Here is an 18266-nt window from a genome sequence, read left to right as displayed (position 1 = left end):
GCGCGGGCGCGGACTCCGCCGCCGTGCCGCCTATGCTGCGGTCATGCCGAGTGACGCCGTGACCAGGAGCGATTCCGCCCACCCCGAGGACCCTTCGGACCCCTCGGAGCCCGAGGACCGGATGCCGGTCGAGCGGGCGGTCGGGCTCGGCACGGCGAAACTGATGCCCGATCTGGACTGCGACGGCGGCTGGCTGCTGACCCTGGACGGCACCCCGCAGTCCTACGTCGACCTGGCCGACCCGACCCACCTGGAGTTCGAGTACACCCAGCGGATCGCCCACCTGCTGGACACCGCCGCCCCGGCCGGGCGGCCGCTGGACGTGCTGCACCTGGGCGGCGGCGCGCTCACCCTGCCGCGCTACCTCGCCGCCACCCGGCCCGGGTCCCGGCAGCGCGTGGTCGAGCTGGACGGGCCGCTGGTGCAGCTGATCGCCGATCAGCTGCCGTGGCCGGACGGCATCGCGGTGGAGGTCGGCGACGCCCGGGACGCGCTGGCCGCGACCGCCGCCGGATCGGTGGACGCGGTGGTCGCGGACGTCTTCCACGGCTCCCGCACCCCCGGCCGGCTCACCTCGGTCGACTTCCTCCGGCTGGCCGCCGCCGCCCTGCGCCCCGGCGGTTGCTACGCCGCCAACCTGGCCGACGGCCCGCCGCTGGCCTTCGCCAAGGCCCAGGCCGCCACCGTCCGGGCGGTCTTCCCGTACGTCTGCCTGGCCGCCGAGCCCTCGGTGCTGCGCGGCCGCCGGTACGGCAACGTCCTGCTGATCGGCTCCGACCGACCGCTCCCGGTGGCCGACCTGACCCGCCGGCTGGCCGCCGACGTCTTCCCGGCCCGGCTCTGCGACGAAGCCGAACTGACCCGCCTGATCGGCCGCGCCGCCCCGGTCACCGACGCCACCGCCACCGACTCCCCGCCCCCGCCGGACGGCGCCTTCAGCATCGGCTGACGGCGGTGGCCTGACTGATTGTCAGAGCCGCACGGCATCATGGCGCCGGGTACCGATCGGAGCATCTGGATGAATGGAGCAATCCATGTCGCGGTGGCTGCTGCTCGCACAGGACAAGGGCTCGGTGTCCGGCTCGTTCCCCGCGATCGACGACTGGGAGACCGGTCACTACGCGCTCGCCGATCCGTCCGCCCACGTCGGTGACGCCGTCGTGCTCTGGCGGGCGGGGCGCGGGGGCGGTGCCGTGGCCCTCGGCGCGATCGTGGAGACGGCGGTCGGGGACGAGGACCCCGCGTGGTGCCGGGTCCGGGTGCGGTTCGACACGCTGTTCCTGAGCACCCCGCTGCCGGCCGACCGGTGGGGCGTCCCCCAGCTCGGACGGGTGGTCCGGGACGCGGGCGCGGTGGTGGGCGCCCGGGGCGTGCTCGCGCGGCTCGCGCTGACGGACCGCCAGTGGGAGGCGCTGCTCCGGTGGGTCGAGCACCCGGCGCCGGCGACCGAGTGGGTCTCCGCGTGGAACATCCCGGCCGGCGCCGTGGTGAGCCGCAGTCAGCTGCACGACGTCTACGGCGGCAACTCGCGCGTCTGGGCCGGCCCCAGCGGCAAGACCCGGAACGTCTTCCTCTTCCTCAACCGCTCCCCGGCCGGTGCGGAGCTGATGCCCCGGCTGAGCCAGGAGGTGCTGCTCGCGCCCGGCCACACCCAGACCGACCGCTACCTCTCGGTGGAGAACCTCGCCGTCCTCGGCCACCTGCGGCGCGGCCTGCCGCTGCGCGTCTTCGAGACGCGTCGGGGCGAGTGCCTCTACGTCGGTGAGTTCGCCGTGATCGAGAGCCTGCCGGTGGCGCGCTGGGTCGACACCGGCGAGCAGGTCACCCCGTACGGCACCGTCCGGCAGCGGCAGGTGCCGATCCTGCGCCTGCGCCAGGTGAGCGGGGTGCCGCCGATCGACGGCGGCACCTCCTTCGACGGGGCTCCCCGGGTCGCCCTCAGCCTCCGGCTGGCCGACGGGGGCACCGCGCCGACGCCGCCCGCCGAGCCCGCCGGGTCCGCCGTGCCCGCTGTGCCGGTCGCCGAGCAGGCGGGCCCGGTGCCCGGACCTGACCGGACGTCAGGAGCCGCCCCGGGAGCTCCGGGTGCGGAGGCCGTCCGGCGGCTGCTCGGGCTGCTCGAACGCGACCCCGCCGCGGCGAAGGCCGTCGGAGCGATCGACGAGGCCCAGGCGCTGGCGGCCCTGGTCCAGCAGGCCCGGCGGCAGGCCGACCTGGCCGAGCTGCGCGCCGTGGCCGAGGACCCGGACAGCCTGGAGGCGGACCTGCAGCGGTGCCTGGAGCGGATGACCTGGATCTTCGGCGGCGAGTTCCTGTCCCGGGCCGCCCGGCGGGACCTCACCGCCCAGGACCAGCTGGACCTGTCGCTGATCAGGCCCGACAGCACCCTGCACGGCGTGGAGATCAAGAAGGCCAGGATCCGCAGCCTGGTCAAGCGGCACCGCAGCCACCTCACCGTCGGCGCCGACATCAACGACGCGACCGGCCAGGCGCTCAACTACCTGCGCAGCCTGGACGAGCACCGGCACCAGATCCTGGCCGACTTCGGCATCGACTGCCGCCGCGCCACCATGACCGTCGTGATCGGGCACGCGTCGTTCGTCTCCGGCCCGACCACCCGGGCGGAGGTCGCCGAGACCCTCAGGACGTACAACAGCAACATGGCCAGGATCTCGGTGGTGACGTACGACCAGCTCATCGACACCGCCCAGCGCACCCTCGCCCTGACCGAACCGGCGCCCGCCCGGGCCTGACCCGCGCGGGCCGCCTCAGCCCGCTGCGGCGGCCCGCGCCACCACCCGCAGGTACCGTTCGATCGCCAGGTGCTGCAGCAGCGCCGCCACCGGGCGGCCGAGCCGGGCGTACCAGGCCCCGAAGCGGGAGAACGCGGTCACCTCGAACCAGACGTCGCCGTTCGCGTCCGCGCTCACCACGAAGGACTCCTCGCCGCACTCCGGGTGCCCCGGCAGCGTGCCGTAGGCGAAGCCGGTCCGGTCGGGCTGCTCGACCGTCCAGACCACCCGGCACGGGATCACCAGCCGGGGCAGCCGCAGCCCGGGCAGGCCGAGCCGCAGCAGGACGGTGTCGCCGGCCGTGACCCGTCCGGGCGGCGGGTACAGCGCGAAGCCCGAGCCCAGCTGGGTGCCCCACCCCAGCACACAGGCGCCGGCCCGCTCCAGCACCGCGGGCCCGTGGCCGACGTGGATCCGGCGGCGCAGCCAGGAGTAGCCGGGCGGCAGCGCGGGGGACGCGGTGGCGCCGACCTCCGGATAGCTGGGCGCGGTGGCGCACGCGGCGAGGTAGCGGCGGTGCAGGTTCGACGGCATCCGACAGTTGTACGACGGCCGACGGCATGCCGCCAAACCCGGCGGACACCCACGGCGTGACGGCTGACCACGTGCGATGTCCTAGGCTGGCGGTGCAGACCGGGAAGGGCCTCCACAGTGAACTGGAACCGATGAAGCTGTCCGTCACCATCCACCAAGTACGTCTCGGGTCCGTGGAGTTCAAGGTCATCCGACCGGCCCGGCCACTGGTCAACGCCGTGCTCGCCGACCACGATCGATATCTGAACGCCTATCTCGATCAGGACGCGGCAGAGCGGATCGGCGCGCTCTGGACCCTCGCCGCCGGCTCACCGCGCGCGCTGGTCCACCTGCCGATGAGGGGCAACCCGGCCCCCGCAGGCGAGCTGTCCGACGACGGCAGGCGCCGGCTCGACCTGGTGCTGCTGCACCGGAAGCTCCAGTTCGCGCCCTCCCAGTGGAAGACGGTGCGCGGGCGGCTCGGGCCGGGCCGTCCGCAGACCGTGTCGCTGTCCGACCCGGGAGACGTCGAAGGGGACGTGGACCACGCCGCGCGGCACTTCCGCGAGAACCGGGACCTGTTCCACCAGCACCTGCACGCCGAGACCCTGTTCATGACCGGCAGCGCGAAGCTGTTCCGGGAGACCGCCGGGCACTTCCTCGACGTGGCCCGAAACGGTCCCGGCCACGTCCCCGTCCATCCGGGCTGCCCGCACTTCTGCCGGGAGCTCCACTCCAACGACGGCATTCTCGGCAACGCGCGGGAGATCCACATCGAGTACTGCGACGACTGGGTCCAGGAACCGGCCGACGGGACCTGACGGTCCGTCGGAACCGGGAGCGCCGGTGTCAAGGCCCGGCCCCGAACTCGTTGGAATCTCCTCCCACGGCGCCCGGGAGTGCCTACCGTGACGTCGATGATCCAGTAGGGACCGCCCGGTTCGGGTGGTCGGGGCGAGGGAGTGGTGCGGGTGGACGTGGTGCGGGAGTCGGCCGGGGCGGGGCGGGTGGTGCTCTGGGAGGAGTCGGCCCGGGACGGTGCGCAGGCGAAGACGCTGATGCCGGCGGACTTCCGGGTGGCGCTGGCCCGGGAGACGGGGCGGATCTTCGGCGCGGACGGGCCCCGGCACGTGGTGTTCGCCGCTGGCTTCCCCGCCGTGTGCGGGGAGGAGTTCGAGGCCGTCCGGCGGGTCGCGGCGGAGGCCGAGGGCGCGGTGAGCGTCGCGGCGGTGTGCCGCGGGGCGCGGCCGGACCTGGAGCAGGCGGTGGCCTCGGTCCGGGGCAGCCGGCACGCGCGCGTGATGGTGGTGGTGCCCGCGTCGGAGGCGATGGCGCAGGTGATGGTCCATCGGACCGCCGCCGAGGCACTGGGGGCCGGGGTCGAGCTGGTGAAGCGGGCCCGTGACCTGGACGACGAGGTCGCGGTGGACCTGTGCTTCGCGGACGCGTCCCGGGCCGACCACGCGCTGATGGCGCACCACGCGCAGGAGATGACGGGTGCGGGCGCGGGGCTGATCGTGCTGGCGGACACAGTGGGTGCCCAACTCCCGTCCGCCTGCCGGGAGATGTTCGCCCGGGTGGGTGCGGCGGCCGGCCCCGAGGTGGTCCTGGCGTCCCACCTGCACAACGACCTCGGGCTGGGACTGGCCAACACCCTGCAGGCGGCCGGCGCGGGCGTCCGGGTGCTCTCCGCGTCCTGGCTGGGCATCGCCGAGCGGGCCGGGATGGTCGCCACCGAACAGCTGCTGTTCCTGCTCGCCCGGCACGCCGGGGAGCTGTTGGGAGCGGACGCCGAACCGTGGTGGACCCGGCCCGACCTGACCCGGCTGCCGGTGATCGCCCGGATGGTGGCCGAGCGGACCGGCGTCCCGCTGAGCGTCACCACGCCGATCGTCGGGACGGGGGTGGGCTCGATCTCCACCGGTACCCCCTTCGTCCACCCGCAGCTCTTCCAGCCGTTCGACCCCGAGCAGACGCTGGGCATCGCGCCCCGCGTGGTGCTCACCCAGCTGGCCAGCGCCCGGGTCGTCACCGCCGTGGCCACCCGGCTCGGCCACACCCTCGACCGCGAGCAGACCCGGGCGGCGATGGACTGGGTCAAGCGACGCGCCTACCGCACCGGCCGGGCCGTGGTCGAGGACGCCGCCTTCGCCGACTACCTCGACGGCCTCACCCAGCACACCGGACACACCGACGGAACCGACGGAGAACCACGATGAACAGCACCCCCGCCACCGCGCCGCCCGGCCCGGTGGATCTCGACACCGCCCGCCGGGCCCTGCGCGGGGGTGCGGCCGTGGTGCTGCCGAACCCGGCGCCGCTCACTCACGTGGTGGCCGCCATCGGACTCCGGACCGTGAACCGGGCCAAGGCCAGGCCCGCCGACCAGCCGGTCGCCCTCTGGGCCCACCACGCCGGGACCCTCCGCGCCGTCACCGACTGCTCCGCGCTCGACCCCGCCGACACCGCCCTGGCTGGACGGCTGCTGACGGAGGAGCACCTCACCCTGCTGCTGCCGCTCCGCCCGGAGGCCCGGCGGCCCGACTGGCTCGAGCCCGCCTGCAAGGACGGCTGGGTGCTGCTCTTCGGTGCCCGCCGACCGCTGCTCGGGCCGCTGCTGGACGAACACCCGGTGCTGTACGTCAGCAGCGCCAACCGCACCGGCAGTCCGCCCGCGGCAGGCACCGCCGAGGCGCTGTCGATGTTCCCCGCCGAGGTCCCCGTCCTGCACCTGCCGGACCCCGGCGACGACCTGCCGGACGGGAGGGTCCGCCGGGCGACGACCACCGTGGCCCTGCACCCCGACGGCCGGCTGACCCTGCACCGCCACGGGGCCCAGGACCACCCCTTCCCCGACCCGGACGACTACCTGCGCCACCTGCGCGCGCGGTACGCACCGTCAACTCCCCACGGCGGGTAGGCCGCCGACGGCCGGGCACCGAAATCGGGTCGCTGCCACCGGGCGGATCAGGAGAGACTTCGGGGTCGGCGTCGAACTGGCGCCCGACCTCTGAACGCACCCGAAGGATCTCGTGTGACCAATCCCGCCCCGACCGAAAGCCCGCAGCCCGCCGAGGCACCGGCCGAGACCAACCCGTGGGCAGCGCCGAACCCGGGGCAGGGTGAGGCCCCGTCAGCCGTGCCGGGCCAGGCCTACGGTGCGCCGTACTGGGCGCCCCACCCCGGGCCGGCGCCGCAGTCCGGCGACGGCATGGGCATCGCGGCCCTGGTGCTGGGGATCGTCGGGCTGGTGCTCGGCTTCCTGGTGGTCCTGTTCTGGCTGAGCTGGCTGCCGGCCGTGCTCGCGGTGGTCTTCGGCGCGATCGGGCTGGGCCGGGTGCGCAAGGGCCTGGCGGCCAACCGCGCGATGGCGCTCGCGGGCGTGCTCCTGGGCGTGGCCGGGCTGCTGGTCTCGGCCGGCGGCGGAGCGTTCGTGGTGACGCACGTGTACCGGGTGAAGGAGCAGCAGCAGGCGGAGGACAAGGCCTGGGAGCAGGCCACCAGGGAGCGGGAGGCGAAAGCCCGGGACGAGCAGGTGAAGGAGTGGAACCGGCTGGAGGCCGACCGGAAGCGGGTCGAGGCCGAGCAGGCGAAGAAGGCCGCGGACGAGAAGGCCCGACAGTTGTCGTTCGGCGGGTCCTACACCTACCCGGACGGGCTGAAGGTGACGATGGCGAAGCCGGAGCGGTACGTCCCGAGCGAGATCGTCTTCGAGGCCCCGAAGGACGCCGTGATCATCCAGGTGACGATCACCGTGGTGAACACCGGACCGGCCGAGCTCTCGCTGGTCGGGGCGGGGCTGCCCTTCGTCCGGGACGCCAAGGGCGGCCTGGTGTTCCCGATCAGTGACGGCAGCGGCCGGGAGAAGTTCCTCCCGGACAGCATCGCCCCCGGCAAGGAGGCCGAGCTCCGGTTCCAGTACGCCGTCCCGAACAGCGCGGCCGAGACGATCACCGTCGACTACGGCTACGGTCCCGTGTCGCAGCACAAGAGCGTCATCTGGTCCGGTCCGCCCCGCTGACCGCGCGGGCCAGCAGGTAGCCGCGGCGGGTCTCCGCCTCCTGCGGGTACGGGGCGCGCTCCAGCCGGGCCTCGACGGTGAAGCCGGCGGCGGTGAGGTCCTGCTCGACCGCACCGGGATCCAGGAAGTGGAACCGCACGTCCACCTGGTGGCCCCACCACTCGGTCAGGTGCCTGACCCCGGTGCCGAGGTGGAAGGCGAGCAGCAGCAGGCCGCCCGGCCGCAGGACGCGGCGGATCTCGGCGAAGGCGGGCCGGATCTCGTCCGGCGCCAGGTGGATCACCGAGTAGAGGGCGACCGCCGCGCCGAACTCGCCGTCCGCCGCCGGGAGGCGGAGCAGGTCGCCCTCGCGGAACTCCAGCTGCGGGTGGTCGCGGCGGGCCAGGGCGACCATCGCGGGGGAGAGGTCGACGCCGACCGGGTGGGCGCCGTGCTGCGCCAGCCAGCCGGCCACGTGGCCGGGGCCGCAGCCCAGGTCGGCGACGGGCGCGCCGGGCCCGGCCTGCTCGATCAGGGCGGCCAGCAGGGCCCGGTCGAGCGGCTTGTGGGCCAGCTCGTCGCCGATCCGGCCCCGGTACTCCTCGGCCACCGTGTCGTAGCTCCGCCGGACCGGGTCGTGCTCGGGGGTGTGCGCCATCGGTCCAGGATGGCAAACGGTCGCTGCGCCTCGGTGCCCGGGGCCCGACGCGGTGTCAGAATGCGACGGGGGCCGGTTCATCGAAGGGACCTGCGGTGGAGGAGCTGTCGGCGATTCCCGAGACGGCGCTGTGGACGCTGTACCACCGGGCCGGGGAGGCCCGGCGGCCCGGGACGCGGTACCCCGACCCCAAGGCGGTCGAACTGGTCGACCGGCTGGACTACCCCTTCGCCGCCCGGTTCGGCAGCGGGCAGGGCCTGGCCGGCCGGATGCAGGGCGCCCGCTGCGGCCTGTTCGACCAGGAGGTGGCGGACTTCCTGCGGCGCTGCCCGCGCGGCACCGTGGTCAGCCTCGGCGACGGCCTGGAGACCCAGTACTGGCGGGTGGACAACGGCCGGGCCCGCTGGCTGACCGTCGACCTGCCGGAGGCCGTCGCACTGCGCGAGCGCCTGCTGCCCCCGGAACCGCGTCAGCGCCTGCTGGCCTGCTCGGCCACCGACCCGGCCTGGCCGGACGAGGTGGACCCGGAGCTCGGGGTCCTGATCGTGGCGCAGGGCCTGCTGATGTACCTGCGGCCCGGCGAGGTACGGGAGCTGTTCGCCCGCTGCGCCGAGCGGTTCCCCGGCGGGACGCTGCTCTTCGACGTGGTCCCGCGCTGGTTCAGCACCATGACGACGAAGGCCCGGGCCGACCGGCGCGGGTACCGGGTGCCGCCGATGCCCTGGGGCGTCCGCTCGCACGAGCTGCTGCGGGACGCCCGGACCGTACCGCTGATCGCCCGGCACGCCTGGCTGTTCCGGGTGCTGGCGCTCGACCTCCCCGACCTGCGGGCCCGGATCGTCGGGTCGGTCGGCCTGCCGGAGGCACTGCGCCGGGGCTGACCCCGGGTCGGTCGTCCCCGGGGGGTGGCGAACCGTCAGGCCAGGACGCCGAGTTCGTGGGTGTAGAGCCAGGCGGTGGAGCGGTCGTGGAAGTGCCGGAAGAAGAGCGGCAGCACCACGTCGTTGACCCGGCGGGCGAGCGGGCCCGCGGTCTTGGCGTCCCGGTTGGCGGCGGCGGCCTTGAGCATCCGGCCGATCCGGTCCCGGCGGAGCCGGTCGTACTCGGCCAGCGGGCCGCCGCGCTGCAGCACCTGGGCCAGCACGACGGCGTCCTCCAGCGCCATCGAGGCGCCCTGGCCCGCGCCGACCGGGTGGGCGGCGTCGCCGACCAGGACGACCCGGCGGCTGTGCCAGGTCGGGACGGCGGGCAGGGTGTGCATCAGGGTGGGGCGGTGCACCTCGGTGGTGGCCCGGAGCAGCGCGAGCGGCAGCTGCTCGTGGCGGTAGAGCCCGGCCAGCCGGTCCGGCCAGTCCGCCTGAGGGACGGCCGCCAGGTCCGGCGGCTCGGGCGCGGCCACCTGGGCCGACCACCAGGTGGAGCCGTCGGGGGCGGGGAGGTGGACGAAGGCGCCGCTGCGGCCGAAGGTCAGGTTGAACACGGAGGGGTCGCCCGGCACGCCCTCGGCCCGGCCCGAGACGCTGTACAGCCCCGCGTACGCCGGGCCCGGCGCGGCCGGGTCGAGCAGGGTGCGGGTGGCGGACCAGAGGCCGTCCGCCCCGACCAGGAGGTCGGCCTCGGTCGTGGAGCCGTCGGCGAACTCGGCCCGTACGCCGTCCGCGTGCTCGGTCAGGCCGGTCAGCCGCTGCCCGGTGCGCAGGGTGGCCCCGGCCCGTTCGGCCTCGGTCCGCAGTGCCTCGACCAGCTGACCCCGCATCAGGGTGACGCTGCGCAGGGTGTCCCCGGCGAGCCGGCCGCGCGGCATCGCGCCGAGCAGCCGGCCGGTGGCCGACCACATCCGCTGCTCGGCGACCGCGAAGCCGCGCCGCTGCACCTCCGGCAGGCAGCCGAGCGCGGCCAGCCCGCGCAGTCCGTTGGCGGCCAGGCTGATGAACGAGCCGACCGCTCCGGCCGGGTCCTGGTACGCCTCGTGGACGGTGACCTCGGCGCCGGTGCGGCGCAGGGCGAGGGCGGTGGCGGCTCCGGCGACGCCGCCGCCGATGACGGTGATGCGCATGATCACTCCCTGAATCTTGATTCGGTGAATCCTTATTCGGTGAAAGCGGGCTCAGTATGCTGATCCCGGCGGTACGGCGTCAAGAGGGGCGCCGAGCGGACAGAGGAGTGCCCTGGTGGGAGTGCGCAAGGAGCGGGCGGCCGAGACCGAGGCGGCGCTCAAGGAGGCGGCGCGGCGGCTGTTCGTCGAGCACGGCTACCTGAACACCAAGATCACCGACATCACCCGGGCCGCCGGGCGGGCCACCGGCTCGTTCTACGACCACTTCGCGAGCAAGGACGAGCTGCTGCAGGCCCTGCTGCGGGAGATGGGCGACCAGGCCGACGCGGCGATCGCCGCCGACGGGCACCAGCGCGAGCACGACCTCTCCGACCCGGCCCAGCTCCGCGAGCACCTGGCCGTCTCCTGGCAGGTCTTCCGGGACCACCTCCCGGTGGTGATCGCGCTGACCCAGTCGACGATGGTCGAACCGCCCCGCTCCGGCCGGGCCTGGGCCGCGCTCGCCGCCGAGACCGGCGTCTTCCGCGACCACCTGGAGTACATGCGCGAGCAGGGCCACACCCTGCCCGGGGACCCGGAGCTGGTCGCCGCCGCGATCGGCGGCATGCTGTCGATGTTCGGCTACGCCGTGCTGACGGCCGGTGAGCAGGGCCCCGGGGCCACCGACACGCAGATCGTCGACACCCTCACCGCCCTGCTGCACCGCGGCCTGGCCGGCGGCGGGAACTGACCGGGCTCCCCGAACGTGAGTGTTGACGGGCGGGCCTGGCGACCGGGTTAGGCTGCCCTCGGCTTTCTGTACCTTTCCGTACCACTCCTGCTCCGGGGCACTCCCCGAGCGAGCGTCCCGCCCCGGAGGTATCCGACCTTGCACATCGACCAATGGCTGGAGCACGTGCCACCGGCCGCGGTGTACGCGCTCGTGGGCGGGATCATCCTGCTGGAGAGCCTGGGCATCCCGCTGCCCGGCGAGATCGCGCTGGTGACCGCCTCGGTGCTGGCCGCCAGCGGCGTGGTCAACCCCTGGATCGTGGCGGGCTGCGCCATCATCGGCGCCATCGTGGGCGACTCGATCGGCTACTCGATCGGGCGCAAGGGCGGGAAACCGCTGTTCGAGAAGCTCGGCCGGAAGTTCCCCAAACACTTCGGCCCCGGCCATCTGGCCACCGCCGAGCGGTCGTTCCAGAAGTGGGGCATGTGGGCGGTCTTCTTCGGCCGCTTCATCGCCCTGCTGCGGATCTTCGCCGGGCCGCTCGCGGGCTGCCTGAAGATGCCGTACTGGAAGTTCCTGGTCGCCAACGTGCTCGGCGGCATCATCTGGGCCGGTGGCACCACCTGGCTGATCTACACCGTCGGCAAGGCGGCCGAGCAGTGGCTGAAGAGCTTCTCCTGGGTCGGGCTGGTCGCGGCCGTGCTGTTCGGGATCGGGTCGGCGTGGGTGATCAAGCGCCGGGCCGCCAAGCACCGCGCCGAGCACCCGGAGACCTCGGGTGGGCAGCCCGTCGCGGAGACCTCGGGCGGGCAGCCCGTCGTGGAGGTCCCGGTCGCCGACTGACCGTCAGCCGTCGCCGCCGCCGGTGCACCCCGAGGGGGTTCACCGGCGGTTCGCTTTTTCGCGGTACTAGTGTGTGGGTGATCACCGACGACGGGAGGACCACGATGTCGCAGGAACAGTGGACGACGGTTGACGAGTACTTCAGCGACCTGCTGATCGGCGACGACCAGGTGCTGACGGCCGCCCTGGCGGCGGCGGACGCGGCCGGTCTGCCGCAGATCGCGGTGGCGCCCAATCAGGGCAAGATGCTCCACCTGCTGGCCAGGACCGCAGGGGCGAAGCGGATCCTGGAGGTCGGCACGCTCGGCGGGTACAGCACCATCTGGCTCGGCCGGGCCCTGCCCGCCGACGGGCAGCTGATCACCCTGGAGATCGACCCCGGGCACGCCGAGGTCGCCCGGCAGAACCTCGAACTGGCCGGTCTGGGCAAGCAGGCGGAGGTCCGGCTGGGCCGGGCCGCCGACACGCTGGCGGCGCTGGCGGCCGAGGGCGTGGAGCCGTTCGACTTCTACTTCATCGACGCGGACAAGGTCAGCAACCCGGACTACGTCGCCTGGGCGATCGAGCACTCGCACCCGGGCACGCTGATCGTGGTCGACAACGTGGTGCGCGGCGGCGCGGTCGCCGACGCCGACAGCACCGACCCGAGCGTGCTCGGCACCCGCCGGCTGCACGACCAGCTGGCGGCCTCGGACCGGGTCACGGCGACCTCGGTCCAGACCGTCGGGACCAAGGGGTACGACGGCTTCACCCTGATCCGGGTGGAGCGCTAGGGCACAGCGGGGCCGGGCGTCGGACGGGCTGAGGAGGAGTCAGGGATGCGGATCGGACTGCTGGGCACCGGGCCCTGGGCGCAGCGGGTGCACGCACCCGCCCTGGCCGCCCATCCGGAGGCGGAGTTCGCCGGGGTGTGGGGCCGGCGGCCCGAGGCGGCGGGGGAGTTGGCGGACCGGTTCGGCGTGCCCGCGTTCGCCGACGTCGAGCAGTTGCTCGCCGAGGTGGACGCGGTCTCGATCGCGCTGCCCCCGGCCGTGCAGGCCGAGTACGCCGTCCGGGCCGCCGGGGCGGGCAAGCACCTGCTGCTGGACAAGCCGGTCGCCCTGACGGTGGACCAGGCCCGCGCCGTGGTGGACGCGGCCCGGCAGGCGCAGGTCGCCTCGGTGGTCTTCTTCACCCTCCGGTTCGGCGCCGCCCAGGCCGCCTGGCTGGCCGAACAGGCCGAGCGGGGCGGCTGGTTCACCGCCCGGGCGGAGTGGTTCGGCTCGGTCTTCGCCGCCGACAGCGGCAGCCCGTACGCGGACTCGCCCTGGCGCCGGGAGAAGGGCGCCCTGTGGGACGTGGGCCCGCACGCGCTCTCGATGCTGCTGCCCGTCCTCGGCGACGCCACGGAGGTCACCGCCGTGGCCGGGCCGCTGGACACCGTGCACCTGGTGCTGCGGCACACCGGCGGCGCGTCCAGCACCCTGACGCTCAGTCTGACCACCCCGGTGCGGGCGGCCGTCGAGGGTGTGGTGGTCGAACTCCGCGGCGACGCCGGGCGATTGGTGATGCCGGACCGGAGCGAGGACCCTCAGGTCGCCTACGGGCGGGCGGTCTCGGCGCTGCTCCGCTCGGCGGCGGACGGCACCGCGCACCCGTGCGACGCGGCCTTCGGCCTGCGGGTGGTCGAGCTGCTGGCCGAGGCGGAGCGCTCGCTGCGGAAGCCGTGATCGGGTGGGTCGTTCCGGGCTGAGGCGGCGGGCTCGGTGCGGACCCGTGACCTGGTGAGGTCGGTCCGATCGAGGCCGGTGTCAGCCGGCCTGCCACAGTTCGATCCGGTTCCCCTCGGGGTCGGTGACCCAGCCGAACCGGCCGACTCCCGCCATGTCCTGGGTCTCCTCGGCCACGTCCGCTCCCTTGGCGCGGAGTTGGGCGAGCATCGCGTCCAGGTCGCGGACCCGGAAGTTGAGCATCGTCTGCTGGGTCCGGGAGCCGAAGTAGTCGGTGTCCGACTCGAAGGTCGCGAACACCGTCACCCCAGCCTCCGGGCGCCACAGGCCGTGCTCGTCGGCGTCCAGCCCCAGGCAGTCGCGGTACCACGCACCCAGGGCCGCCGGGTCGCCCGCCCGCAGGAAGTATCCGCCGAGTCCAAGCACACGTTCCATGCCGCCATCCTGCCAGGACCGGGCCGAAATTCCGTCGACAGACGCGAACCGGCCTGGCACGCTGCGCGCATGACCTGTGGAATCGAGTACCACCCCAGCCGGTGACCGCCCGGGACGAGCGCGAGGCGCTCACCTGTCCGCCCGCCCTGTACGACCTCGCGCTGAGCCTGCTGCGCGCAGCCCCCGACGGAGGCCCGCGACGGCCCGGTTACCGGTCGCTCGCGGGCGCGCGCCCGGCGGGCGCGGACCCGCTGTCCCGGCAGGAGGCCGTGGACGGCATCCGGGAGGCGCTGGAGCCGCTGCCGGACGACCCCGCCGAGCTGCAGCGACGCTTCGACCGTTGCGGGCTCCAGGACCGTCACCGGCACCTGGTCTGGCGACTGGTCGCGGCGCTGCCACTGCCGGCCGGGCGGACGGAGGCGGTCCGGGTCCTGGCACGGGGGCTGACCCGGTCCGGTACGTCCGTGCCTGCCGTGACCGCGGGCCTCGCCCTGCTGCTGCGCGTCGGCGAGCCGGGGGACGTCGAGGAGTTGGCCGTTCTCGGCCTGTTCCGCGAGTTCACCGGCCCCGCGATCGCGGTCCTGGACGTCCTTGATCCCCCCTGCGCCGCCGAGATCTGGCTGGCCGTCAACAGACGCCAACAGGAACTCCGCCCGCTGGTCCGTGCGGTGCGGACCGGAGACCGGCAGGCCGTCCGGGCGGAGCTGCTCGCCGTCCCGCTGACGCCCCGCGTCGTCGGCAGCGCCACCGCGCGCCGGATGGCGGCGACCGCCCAACTGCCCGACCTGCTCGACGAGTACCCCGCCGACGCGGATCTGCTCGCCGTGGCGGGCCGGCTGCTCGTACGGATGGGGTGCTCACGCGACGACCCGGACGATCTGCTCGGCTACCACGACGCGCTCAGGCTGTACGACACCGTCGTCACCCGGGCCGCTCTGCTGGCGCCCACGCTCGACCACGCGGCCCTGCTGCTCTCGCTCGCGCTGGACCTGAGCAGTGGGACCGGCGTGCTGCTCGACTGGCCGTCAGGCCGGCGGGAGGAGTTGCTGGACCACCTCGGCCGGCTGCTCGCCGAGCCGCGCCGGGCAGTGGCGGACACCGACGCCCAGGAGCCGGAGCAGCGGCGGCGGGCGCGCTGGCTGCACCGGACCGGACGGCGGCCGTTCGACCTCCCGGCCGCGCCGGAGGGCCTGCGGATCGAGGTGGTGTCCGGCGACCCGGCGGACCGGAACCCGGTCGAGACCCGCATCCTCATCGACGGTCGCCCGGTGGTCCCGGCCCTCTTCGGCCTCGGCCCCGCCACCAGGCCCGACGACCTGCTGGACGAGGGCGGGCTGCGGGCGGGGCCGGAGCCCCGCGAGGTCCGGCTCGCCGAGGCCGCCTGCGTCGAGGAGTGCTGCGGTGCCCTGTACGTCACCGTCCGGCGGGACGGCGACCAGGTGGTGTGGGAGAACTGGCGCTGGTCGGAGGCCACTCCGTCCTCCCGGCTACCGTTGGTCGGGCCGCCCGCCCGCCGGTTCGACGCCGCGGCCTACGACCAGGAGATCGCCCGCGCGGAGGCCGACTGCTCCTGGTCCTGGCGGGCCCGGACGGTGGCGCGCCTGATCAAGGCCGGGCTGATCGAACGGCCGGAGCTGCTGACCCGGTGGGACGCGTCCCGGGGGTGGATCAGCAGCCACTCCGAGGACCCCGACACCGCCGTGGTGACCTTCTGGTACCAGCCGGGCCTGGCCGCCGGGAAGCCGGACCGACCCGACCGCCCGCTCCAGTTCTGTTGGGACCTCCGCGACGACGGGACCCCGCCCGAGGCGCAGGCTGCCGCCGCGCTCCGCCGACTGGCCGAGGAGGACCCGAAGTCCTACGCGCGGGTGTACGCCGGCAGCCGCGAGCGTGCGGAGGAGCTCGGGTTCACCTGGCCGTACCCGACCTGAGCAGCTCTCTCCGCCGCGGCCTCGGGGGCCAGGGGCGGATCAGTCGCGGACGGCCACGTCGTCAGCGGTGCTTTCGAGAGCGTCCAGGAAGTGGTTGTGGAGTTCCAGCTCCGCTGCCCGGCAGGGTGCGGTGAAGAACGCGGCCTGAGCTTCGCGGAGGCCGCAGTCCATGACCTTCGTGGTGGCGAGTACCGCGTCCACGCCGTGGCAGTCGTGATCCTTGAGGAACTGCTGGAGCAGATGAGGGTCACGGGTTGCTTCCCAGGTCGGACGCGCGGCCTCGCTCATGGCGGCGATGCGCTGCATCCTGGCTTCATCCACTGGGGGTCTCCGAGTTTGAACGGCAGGGAGGCCGCAGGTCAGGTGTAGACGTTGCGTCCGTACTCCTCACGGCTCACCTGGAAGTCGTCCGGTCGGTCGCGGCGGAGCTCCTCGTACCGCACCCCGAAGATGTCGATCGCCTCGTGGAGGGTGCAGCCGGACGCGTCCATGATCGTCTTGAGCGTTAGGACGATCTTGTGGTCCAGGATGTGGCGGTCCACGCTCGCAGGCAGTTCTTCCATGGGGTGACCGTACCGACGGCCGTTCGACCGCGCCGGTCAATTTCGCCCGGAAATCGCTCGGCTACCGCCCAGGTGCCGCTGCGGCAAGCGGATCTCCTGCTGCGCCTCGGTCAGGATCCTCGGATCCCGGCCCACGACGCGCGGCAGTTCCTCGCCGATTCCGTGCAAGCTCGCGGCGAAGGCGGTGGTCAGTCGGGCGCCGATCTACGAGTGCGAGTGTGATGGACCCCGGCTGACATACTTCGATGTCACCACCCGTCCCCATCGATGATTACCGGGAGAACCGATCACCGTGAGCAAGAACATCAACAACCCCGTGGGCATGGGTGGTGGCCAGCGGAAGAGGCTGTCCCGCACCGAGCGGGCGAACAACGGCCCGCACCGCAACCTCGACCGCCAGGGTGCGGCCGACCGGAAGGCGGAGCTGGTGCGCAAGATTCGCGAGAAGGAAGGCGCAGTTGACGGCGCCGAGCAGGCAGGCGACGACACCGCACAGAGCTGACGCACCGCCACCTCGGAGCGACACTGCACCGGACGGTCCTGTGCCGTCCCTGGCAGGGTCGGTCCGGTGCAGGACCCGGCGGACCACCGCGTCGTCGTCGCAGCCTTGAGCTGCACCAGTAGTTCAGCTTGCGCCCCTGGGAGGGGTGGTGGGTCGGCCTGGTGCTGTGACCGCATAGGTGCGCCGGGTTGCTGATCGCGCGGCGAGAAGGGCCTCCGCTGGGGCGGCCGGCCGGCCGGTCGTCGGGGCGGCCTGACTACTGCGACGCCCTCAAGGCCGCCCCAGCGGAGGCGACATCGAGGTCGATCACGACCTCCTCGCCCTCCCAGCGACCGTGCTGCGAGATCGCGAGACCGATGAACGCCAGCTCCGCGGCCCGGTCCCGCACCATGTACTGCTCATGGGACTCGGGAGCGAGCCCACTCAGCTCGTCACGCTCCCACGCATCCACCGCGGCCTCGGCCACGGCCCTGGGCAGCCGAACGGTGACCCGGCCGACCTGGGTCTCGACATGCTCCCCGATCGCTGCCAGCACCTTCGAGTCTTCCCGATACCGGACGTACTGCTCCTGATCCACCACGGGGCGAGGCTACCCAAGACCGCTGGCCCTGTCTCGGCTGACCAACCCGGCGAACCTATGCGGTCACAGCACTAGAGGGCTTGGACGCGGAGGAGGTAGACGCGCTCGTCGCGCGGGATGACCAGGTACCAGAGGATGCCGTCCTCGACGTCGGCGGTCTTCATCTTCTCGCCGGCTCCTTGGTAGGTGGTGCCGTCCAGGTAGAGCGCGGCGGCGGCACGGACGATCTCGTCGGCCTTCTTCTCCACCTGGGCCACGAAGGCGAGCGGTGCGCCAGCGATGACGCCGGCCTCGTCCGGGTTGTACTCCCAGGCCCAGGTCACCCGTGCACCGCCTCCGCGGCAGCGCTTGCGATGGCGCCGGCCACAGCCGCCTGGTTGCGCCGTTCTTCCAGGGTCTCCGCGTGGTTGGCGAGGTACTCGGCCCGGTGCAGCTCGGCAAGTGTCTGCGGGTGCCGGGCGATCTCCACCTCCACCGCCCACTTCGCGGTGAAGCGGAGCAGGGGCTTGAGACTGCCCTTGTCGACCGCCTCCGTCATCGCCCGGGCCTGGTCTGCGGTCAGTTCGGCCAGCCGGTTCGGCATGAGGGCAGCCACCGCCTCGTACAGGGCCATGGGCGTGCGGGCCGGCTGCGGGATCAGCTCGGGACCGTGGATGGGCTGGGCGCTCACGTGGTACCTCCTTCGGCTGCCAGAAGCACCGTACGGCAACGGGGCGTACGGGCGCAGACGGCGGTCCTGCCCTGAACCGGTGGCCGTACTGCACGGTCAGCGGCCCAAGCGGGCCGCGAGACCGTCGAGCACGCACTCCAAGCCGAACGCGAACTCCGCGTCGGGGTCGGGTTCTTCGGCCTCGTGGACGCGGCGGGCGAGCATCGGGAGCTGGACCACGCCCGGGGTCTCGTCCACCACCAGGTTGACGCCGGTGACGGCCTCGAAGGCGCGGATGTTGCGGCCCTCCTTGCCGATGATCC

23 protein-coding genes are annotated in these 18266 nt (G+C 73.7%); 13 read left to right on the top strand and 10 right to left on the bottom strand.

Annotation, left to right across the window (positions count from 1 at the left end):
• The first annotated feature begins 121 nt into the window (after nt 1–121).
• Together ABT118_RS29935 and ABT118_RS29930 are read left to right on the top strand one after the other, a co-directional pair.
• Nucleotides 122–949, top strand: a complete 828-nt coding sequence (locus tag ABT118_RS29935) for a spermidine synthase (RefSeq protein WP_350675812.1) — start codon at nt 122–124, stop codon at nt 947–949.
• 85 nt (nt 950–1034) lie between these two features.
• Nucleotides 1035–2753 carry a Shedu anti-phage system protein SduA domain-containing protein gene (locus ABT118_RS29930; protein ID WP_350675660.1) on the top strand — a complete coding sequence of 573 codons (1719 nt, stop codon included), beginning with the start codon at nt 1035–1037 and terminating at the stop codon, nt 2751–2753.
• Between the two features lie 15 nt (nt 2754–2768).
• Here ABT118_RS29930 and ABT118_RS29925 read toward each other — a convergent pair whose 3' ends face one another.
• Nucleotides 2769–3326: a DUF1990 domain-containing protein gene (locus ABT118_RS29925; protein ID WP_350675658.1), complete on the bottom strand. Its 558-nt coding sequence runs from the start codon at nt 3324–3326 to the stop codon at nt 2769–2771.
• Nucleotides 3327–3457: 131 nt separating this feature from the next.
• Here ABT118_RS29925 and ABT118_RS29920 point away from each other — a divergent pair, with 131 nt between their 5' ends.
• The 4 genes from ABT118_RS29920 to ABT118_RS29905 all read left to right on the top strand — a co-directional run bounded on the left by ABT118_RS29920 (nt 3458) and on the right by ABT118_RS29905 (nt 7326).
• Nucleotides 3458–4126 (top strand): hypothetical protein, encoded by a 669-nt coding sequence (locus tag ABT118_RS29920; protein ID WP_350675655.1) that lies wholly within the window; start codon nt 3458–3460, stop codon nt 4124–4126.
• Between the two features lie 150 nt (nt 4127–4276).
• Nucleotides 4277–5524 (top strand): hydroxymethylglutaryl-CoA lyase-like TIM-barrel protein, encoded by a 1248-nt coding sequence (locus ABT118_RS29915; RefSeq protein ID WP_350675653.1) that lies wholly within the window; start codon nt 4277–4279, stop codon nt 5522–5524.
• Nucleotides 5521–6225 carry a Sua5/YciO/YrdC/YwlC family protein gene (locus ABT118_RS29910; protein WP_350675651.1) on the top strand — a complete coding sequence of 235 codons (705 nt, stop codon included), beginning with the start codon at nt 5521–5523 and terminating at the stop codon, nt 6223–6225. Before ABT118_RS29915 ends, ABT118_RS29910 begins: the two co-directional genes overlap by 4 nt.
• A 114-nt stretch (nt 6226–6339) precedes the next feature.
• Nucleotides 6340–7326, top strand: a complete 987-nt coding sequence (locus ABT118_RS29905; protein ID WP_350675647.1) for a DUF4190 domain-containing protein — start codon at nt 6340–6342, stop codon at nt 7324–7326.
• On the opposite strand, the gene ABT118_RS29900 is transcribed toward ABT118_RS29905, so the two are convergent.
• Nucleotides 7301–7963: a class I SAM-dependent DNA methyltransferase gene (locus ABT118_RS29900; protein ID WP_350675646.1), complete on the bottom strand. Its 663-nt coding sequence runs from the start codon at nt 7961–7963 to the stop codon at nt 7301–7303. The genes ABT118_RS29905 and ABT118_RS29900 overlap by 26 nt on opposite strands.
• A gap of 95 nt (nt 7964–8058) precedes the next feature.
• On the opposite strand from ABT118_RS29900, the gene ABT118_RS29895 reads away from it, so the two are divergent.
• Nucleotides 8059–8844 (top strand): class I SAM-dependent methyltransferase, encoded by a 786-nt coding sequence (locus ABT118_RS29895; RefSeq protein ID WP_350675644.1) that lies wholly within the window; start codon nt 8059–8061, stop codon nt 8842–8844.
• 35 nt (nt 8845–8879) lie between these two features.
• On the opposite strand, the gene ABT118_RS29890 is transcribed toward ABT118_RS29895, so the two are convergent.
• Nucleotides 8880–10019 carry an FAD-dependent oxidoreductase gene (locus ABT118_RS29890; RefSeq protein ID WP_350675642.1) on the bottom strand — a complete coding sequence of 380 codons (1140 nt, stop codon included), beginning with the start codon at nt 10017–10019 and terminating at the stop codon, nt 8880–8882.
• A 115-nt stretch (nt 10020–10134) separates the two neighbouring features.
• Between ABT118_RS29890 and ABT118_RS29885 the strand changes: the two genes are divergently transcribed.
• The 4 genes from ABT118_RS29885 to ABT118_RS29870 all read left to right on the top strand — a co-directional run bounded on the left by ABT118_RS29885 (nt 10135) and on the right by ABT118_RS29870 (nt 13283).
• Entirely contained in the window at nt 10135–10749 is a 615-nt protein-coding gene (locus tag ABT118_RS29885) for a TetR/AcrR family transcriptional regulator (protein ID WP_350675640.1), read from the top strand.
• A 138-nt stretch (nt 10750–10887) separates the two neighbouring features.
• Nucleotides 10888–11574: a DedA family protein gene (locus ABT118_RS29880; RefSeq protein ID WP_350675637.1), complete on the top strand. Its 687-nt coding sequence runs from the start codon at nt 10888–10890 to the stop codon at nt 11572–11574.
• 104 nt (nt 11575–11678) lie between these two features.
• Entirely contained in the window at nt 11679–12347 is a 669-nt protein-coding gene (locus tag ABT118_RS29875) for an O-methyltransferase (RefSeq protein WP_350675634.1), read from the top strand.
• Nucleotides 12348–12392: 45 nt separating this feature from the next.
• A complete protein-coding gene (locus tag ABT118_RS29870; protein WP_350675631.1) occupies nt 12393–13283 on the top strand; it encodes a Gfo/Idh/MocA family protein in 891 nt (296 codons plus the stop codon).
• Between the two features lie 81 nt (nt 13284–13364).
• Here the strand turns inward: ABT118_RS29870 and ABT118_RS29865 are convergent, their stop codons facing one another.
• Nucleotides 13365–13718, bottom strand: coding sequence for a VOC family protein (locus ABT118_RS29865; protein ID WP_350675628.1), 354 nt, complete (start codon nt 13716–13718; stop codon nt 13365–13367).
• Between the two features lie 101 nt (nt 13719–13819).
• Here ABT118_RS29865 and ABT118_RS29860 point away from each other — a divergent pair, with 101 nt between their 5' ends.
• A complete protein-coding gene (locus tag ABT118_RS29860) occupies nt 13820–15649 on the top strand; it encodes an amino acid adenylation domain-containing protein (RefSeq protein ID WP_350675626.1) in 1830 nt (609 codons plus the stop codon).
• A 39-nt stretch (nt 15650–15688) separates the two neighbouring features.
• Here ABT118_RS29860 and ABT118_RS29855 read toward each other — a convergent pair whose 3' ends face one another.
• On the bottom strand, nt 15689–15955 hold the full coding sequence (locus ABT118_RS29855; protein ID WP_350675624.1) for a hypothetical protein: 267 nt from the start codon (nt 15953–15955) through the stop codon (nt 15689–15691).
• Nucleotides 15956–16008: 53 nt separating this feature from the next.
• Nucleotides 16009–16212, bottom strand: a complete 204-nt coding sequence (locus ABT118_RS29850; protein ID WP_350675622.1) for a hypothetical protein — start codon at nt 16210–16212, stop codon at nt 16009–16011.
• 286 nt (nt 16213–16498) lie between these two features.
• On the opposite strand from ABT118_RS29850, the gene ABT118_RS29845 reads away from it, so the two are divergent.
• Entirely contained in the window at nt 16499–16714 is a 216-nt protein-coding gene (locus ABT118_RS29845) for a DUF6243 family protein (RefSeq protein ID WP_350675808.1), read from the top strand.
• 256 nt (nt 16715–16970) lie between these two features.
• On the opposite strand, the gene ABT118_RS29840 is transcribed toward ABT118_RS29845, so the two are convergent.
• The 4 genes from ABT118_RS29840 to ABT118_RS29825 all read right to left on the bottom strand — a co-directional run.
• Nucleotides 16971–17294, bottom strand: a complete 324-nt coding sequence (locus tag ABT118_RS29840; RefSeq protein WP_350675620.1) for a hypothetical protein — start codon at nt 17292–17294, stop codon at nt 16971–16973.
• A 71-nt stretch (nt 17295–17365) separates the two neighbouring features.
• Nucleotides 17366–17617 carry a hypothetical protein gene (locus ABT118_RS29835; protein ID WP_350675618.1) on the bottom strand — a complete coding sequence of 84 codons (252 nt, stop codon included), beginning with the start codon at nt 17615–17617 and terminating at the stop codon, nt 17366–17368.
• Nucleotides 17614–17964 (bottom strand): hypothetical protein, encoded by a 351-nt coding sequence (locus ABT118_RS29830; RefSeq protein WP_350675616.1) that lies wholly within the window; start codon nt 17962–17964, stop codon nt 17614–17616. Before ABT118_RS29830 ends, ABT118_RS29835 begins: the two co-directional genes overlap by 4 nt.
• A gap of 96 nt (nt 17965–18060) precedes the next feature.
• Nucleotides 18061–18266, bottom strand: a 206-nt coding sequence (locus tag ABT118_RS29825; RefSeq protein WP_350675614.1) for a TetR/AcrR family transcriptional regulator C-terminal domain-containing protein, incomplete at its 5' end; no start/stop codon positions are given.

The organism is Kitasatospora sp. NPDC002040, from assembly GCF_040296785.1.
Classification (GTDB): domain Bacteria; phylum Actinomycetota; class Actinomycetes; order Streptomycetales; family Streptomycetaceae; genus Kitasatospora.
The sequence above is the reverse complement of the archived record's forward strand: the minus strand, read 5'-3'. Positions and strand labels throughout refer to the sequence as shown.